The sequence below is a fragment of the Kribbella albertanoniae genome (genome assembly GCF_004348455.1).
Classification (GTDB): Bacteria; Actinomycetota; Actinomycetes; order Propionibacteriales; family Kribbellaceae; genus Kribbella; species Kribbella albertanoniae.
This window is the reverse complement of sequence record NZ_SMKA01000445.1, coordinates 1-3,833: the sequence shown is the minus strand read 5'-3', so window position 1 is coordinate 3,833 and position 3,833 is coordinate 1. Positions and strand designations below refer to the sequence as shown.

5 protein-coding genes are annotated in these 3,833 nt (G+C 69.3%); 3 read left to right on the top strand and 2 right to left on the bottom strand.

Annotated features, from left to right (window positions below; genetic code table 11):
- Window positions 1–508, bottom strand: a 508-nt coding sequence (locus E1261_RS43795; protein WP_132416138.1) for an Lrp/AsnC family transcriptional regulator, incomplete at its 3' end; no start/stop codon positions are given.
- A 143-nt stretch (window positions 509–651) separates the two neighbouring features.
- Between E1261_RS43795 and E1261_RS43790 the strand changes: the two genes are divergently transcribed.
- On the top strand, window positions 652–1,818 hold the full coding sequence (locus tag E1261_RS43790) for a trans-sulfuration enzyme family protein (protein WP_132416136.1): 1,167 nt from the start codon (window positions 652–654) through the stop codon (window positions 1,816–1,818).
- Here the strand turns inward: E1261_RS43790 and E1261_RS43785 are convergent.
- Entirely contained in the window at window positions 1,790–2,362 is a 573-nt protein-coding gene (locus E1261_RS43785) for a ClpP family protease (RefSeq protein WP_132416134.1), read from the bottom strand. The two genes, E1261_RS43790 and E1261_RS43785, sit on opposite strands and share 29 nt — an antisense overlap.
- 126 nt (window positions 2,363–2,488) lie before the next feature.
- On the opposite strand from E1261_RS43785, the gene E1261_RS43780 reads away from it, so the two are divergent.
- Window positions 2,489–2,836 carry a helix-turn-helix domain-containing protein gene (locus tag E1261_RS43780; RefSeq protein ID WP_132416132.1) on the top strand — a complete coding sequence of 116 codons (348 nt, stop codon included), beginning with the start codon at window positions 2,489–2,491 and terminating at the stop codon, window positions 2,834–2,836.
- Window positions 2,837–3,829 (top strand): pyridoxal-phosphate dependent enzyme, encoded by a 993-nt coding sequence (locus E1261_RS43775; protein ID WP_238176831.1) that lies wholly within the window; start codon window positions 2,837–2,839, stop codon window positions 3,827–3,829.
- The last annotated feature ends 4 nt before the right edge of the window (window positions 3,830–3,833 follow it).

The window sequence follows — 3,833 nt, the reverse complement described above, 5'->3', positions numbered from 1 at the left end:
GGGCTGGGGTGGCTCGGACGTGTTCGAAGATGAGACTGGTTTCGGCGTGGGCTACCGCCGAATCCGCCGTCAGGTGGTCGAGGACGAACTCGCGGAGGGCGTCGGGGGAGGCTGCCGAGACGTGCAGCAGGTAGTCGTTGGCGCCGCTGACGTGGAAGAGGGACAGTACGCCGGGTAGTCCGGGGACCTTGGCGCGGAAGCGATCGATCTCGTCGCGCGAGTGCGTGCTGATCCGGATCGCGATGAGCGCCTGCAGGGGCTGACCCAGCGCGCCCAGATCCACGTCGGCGTGGAAACCGCGGATCACGCCGCGTTCGCGCAGTGCGCGGACGCGGGTCAGACACGTCGACGGCGCGATCCCGGTCGCCTCGGCGAGGGCGTTGTTCGGCATCCGTCCATCGACGGTGAGTAGCCGGACCAGCTCGCGGTCCACCTCGTCCAGGCCGCCCGGACCTGCGCCCGGCACCGCCCGAGGGGCCGGTCCGGGGCTCCGGCGATCCTTCGGCATACCAGCACTGTAGAGCGTGTTCACAGAATCCACAGCGTGTGGACATCCCTGTGGACGAATTTTCTTCGGAACTATTGCGCCTCAACCGCAGAAGATTCCATCCTCAAGACCGCCAGTGCCTGTGGATAACTTTGGGAGGCGTCATGCAGCTCGACACCCGCTCGGTGCACGCCGGCCGCGACGACCTGACCGCCCTCGGGGTGCACGTCCCGCCGATCGACCTGTCCACGACCTACCCGCTCCCCGATGTCGGGACCGGCGGTGCGTCGTACGACGAACTCGCCCAGGGCAACGGCCCGGACGGCGGCAGCCTCGTCTACCAGCGCCTGTGGAACCCGACCGTGGCCCGGTTCGAGGACGCGCTCGCGGAGCTCGAGCAGACCGACGGCTCGGTGGCGTTCGGCTCCGGGATGGCCGCGCTCACCGCCTGCCTGCTCGCCACGGTCGCCGCCGGTCGCCCGCACGTGATCGCCGTCCGGCCCATCTACGGCGGCAGCGACCACTTGTTATCCACAGGCCTCCTGGGGACAACTGTCAGCTTCGTCCGGGCGACTGAGATCGCCGCGGCCGTCCGCGCCGACACCGGCCTGGTCATTCTCGAGACCCCGGCCAACCCCACGGTCGAACTCGTCGACATCGCTGCGGCGGTTCGGCAGGCGGGCGACGTACCGGTGTTGGTGGACAGCACCTTCGCGACTCCGGTGTTGCAGCAACCGGCTCGGCACGGGGCGAGCCTGGTGTTGCACTCGGCAACGAAGTACCTGGGTGGTCATGGCGACGTCATGGGCGGCGTCGTAGCGGCCGGCCGGGACTGGGTCGGCCGGCTCCGGCAGATCCGCGCAGTAACAGGTGGCCTGCTGCACCCGTTGGCGGCGTACGAACTGCACAGGGGACTGCAGACGCTGCCGGTGCGAGTGCGGGCGCAGCAGGCCACCGCTGGCAAGGTGGCCGACTGGCTGTCCGCCCAGCCGGCCGTTGAGCGGGTCTACTACCCCGGCCTCTCCGACCCGCTGGAGCTGGTCGGCCGGCAGATGTCCGGGCCGGGCGCCGTACTGGCTTTCACCGTCGCTGGTGGCTACGAAGCGGCGGCCGCTGTTGCCGGCAACCTGCAGCTCATCACGCACGCGGTCTCACTGGGCGGCGTGGACACGCTCATCCAGCACCCGGCCGCGCTCACCCACCGCCTGGTCGAGGCCACCGCCAAGCCCTCGGACGCCCTCCTCCGGCTCTCCCTCGGCCTCGAGGACCCCGAGGACATCACCGCCGACCTCGAACAAGCCCTCAAGCCGGTACGGCGGCCGGCCGCGTAAGCACCTGGTCCACGATCCCGTACTCCCGGGCGGCCTCCGGAGTGAACCAGCGGTCGCGATCGAAGTCCGTGGTGATCCGCTCCAGCTGCTGCCCGGTCCGCTCCGCGATCAGCTGGGCCAGGTCTTCACGGGCCTTGATCGCCTGCTCGGCCTGCACCTTGATGTCACTCGCCGTACCGCCCATGCCGCCGGTCGGCTGATGCATCATGATCCGCGCATGCGGCAGCGCGAACCGCTTGCCCGGCGTACCGCAGGTCAGCAGCACCTGTCCCATCGACGCGACCAGGCCCATCCCGTACGTCGCCACGTCGTTGCTGATGAAGTTCATCGTGTCGTAGATCGCCAGGCCGGCCGAGACCGAGCCGCCCGGTGAGTTGATGTAGAGCGAGATGTCCGCCCGTGGGTCCTCGGCGTTCAGCAGCAACAGCTGGGCGCAGAGGGCGTTGGCGTTCTCCTCCTTCAGCTCGTCGCCGAGGACGAGGATGCGCTGCCACATCAGGCGTTCGTAGACGTTCTTGCCGAGGTTGTTCAGTAGCTCGCTCATGGTGTCCAGAGTGCGGGCGGACGGCCGGATCAGGCCCCGGAATCTGCCCGTGGCAGATCTGCCCACCGCAGAGCCCGCCGGGATGGCACACTCGGTACAGGACATCGGAGCCGAGGAGGGCCACACGTGTTGTTACGCGAGGTGATCGGGAACGTCTTCCGTCGGTTGCGGCGCGAGCGCGGGATCACCCTGCGCGAGCTGGCCGAGCGGGCGCAGGTGTCGGTGCCCTACCTGTCCGAGATCGAGCGTGGCCGCAAGGAGCCGTCCTCCGAGATCCTGGCCGCGATCTGCCGCGCCCTCGAGCTGGAGCTGACCGACCTGCTGAACGAGGTCCAGTTCGACCTGGCCACCGCGGTCCGGGCCACGCTGCCGATCTCGCTGCAGACGACCTCGATCCGGGTGGCACAGTCCGCACCGCGCTCGGTCAGCTCGTCGCCGACCGCCCAGTACGGCGCCTTCGCACTGGTCGCGTAGTTGGCCTGGTACTCCAACCCTCCTGCCCGGGAGTGGCGGACGACGCCTGCCCCGGTCGAGGTGCTCGCGTTCCATCAGAGCCTTCCGGCGTACCGGCCGACTCCGCTGACGTCCGTTCCGTCGCTCGCCGCGGAGCTGGGCGTCGGGCAGGTGCTGGTCAAGGACGAGTCGCAGCGGCTCGGTCTGCCGGCGTTCAAGGCGCTGGGTGCGTGGTGGGCGATCCATCGTGCGCTGCAGATTGACACGGCCTCACTCGTCACCGCGACCGACGGGAACCACGGTCGCGCGGTCGCTCGGCGGGCGGCGATGCTCGGTCTGTCCGCCCACGTGTTCGTGCCGGACGTGGTGAGCGCGGCGGCGATCGCTGCGATTCGGACCGAGGGCGCGACGGTGAGCGTTGTACCGGGCTCGTACGACGACGCGGTGGCGGAGGCGGCGGCGTACGCGGGGACTGCGCAGGCTGGAGATGGGCGGTTGCTGATCCAGGACTCGGCATGGCGCGGGTACGAGGTGGTGCCGCAGCTGATCGTGGACGGGTACTCGACGCTGTTCCGCGAGATCTCCACCGAGCCTGACCTGGTCGTCGTACCAATGGGGGTCGGGTCGGTCGCACAAGCGGCAGTCACCCACTTCCGCAGCGAGGCACCCGCGCCGATGATCCTCGGCGTCGAACCGGCAGCCGCCTCCTGCGTAACCACTAGCCTCCTCGCAGGAAACCTGCTGAGCATCCCAACCTCAAAGACAGTCATGGCCGGCCTCAACTGCGGCACACCCTCAACCCTCGCCTGGCCGGTCCTGTCAGCTGGCCTCGACCACGCAATCACCGTCGACGACGACGCAGCGCTACAGGCATCAGCCGACCTCGGCGCGGCAGGCATCTCGTCCGGACCAAGCGGGGCAGCCGCACTCGCAGGCATCCGAGCCGCCCGCCCCCGATTGCCCCTGGCGCCAGACAGCACGGTCATCCTGATCAGCACCGAAGCCGCCCCCTAACCCC

What these genes read in the sequence shown, in the direction of transcription:
- E1261_RS43785 (WP_132416134.1), bottom strand. Translation starts at nt 2,362, where the DNA reads ATGAGCGAGCTACTGAACAACCTCGGCAAGAACGTCTACGAACGCCTG.
- E1261_RS43790 (WP_132416136.1), top strand. Translation starts at nt 652, where the DNA reads ATGCAGCTCGACACCCGCTCGGTGCACGCCGGCCGCGACGACCTGACC.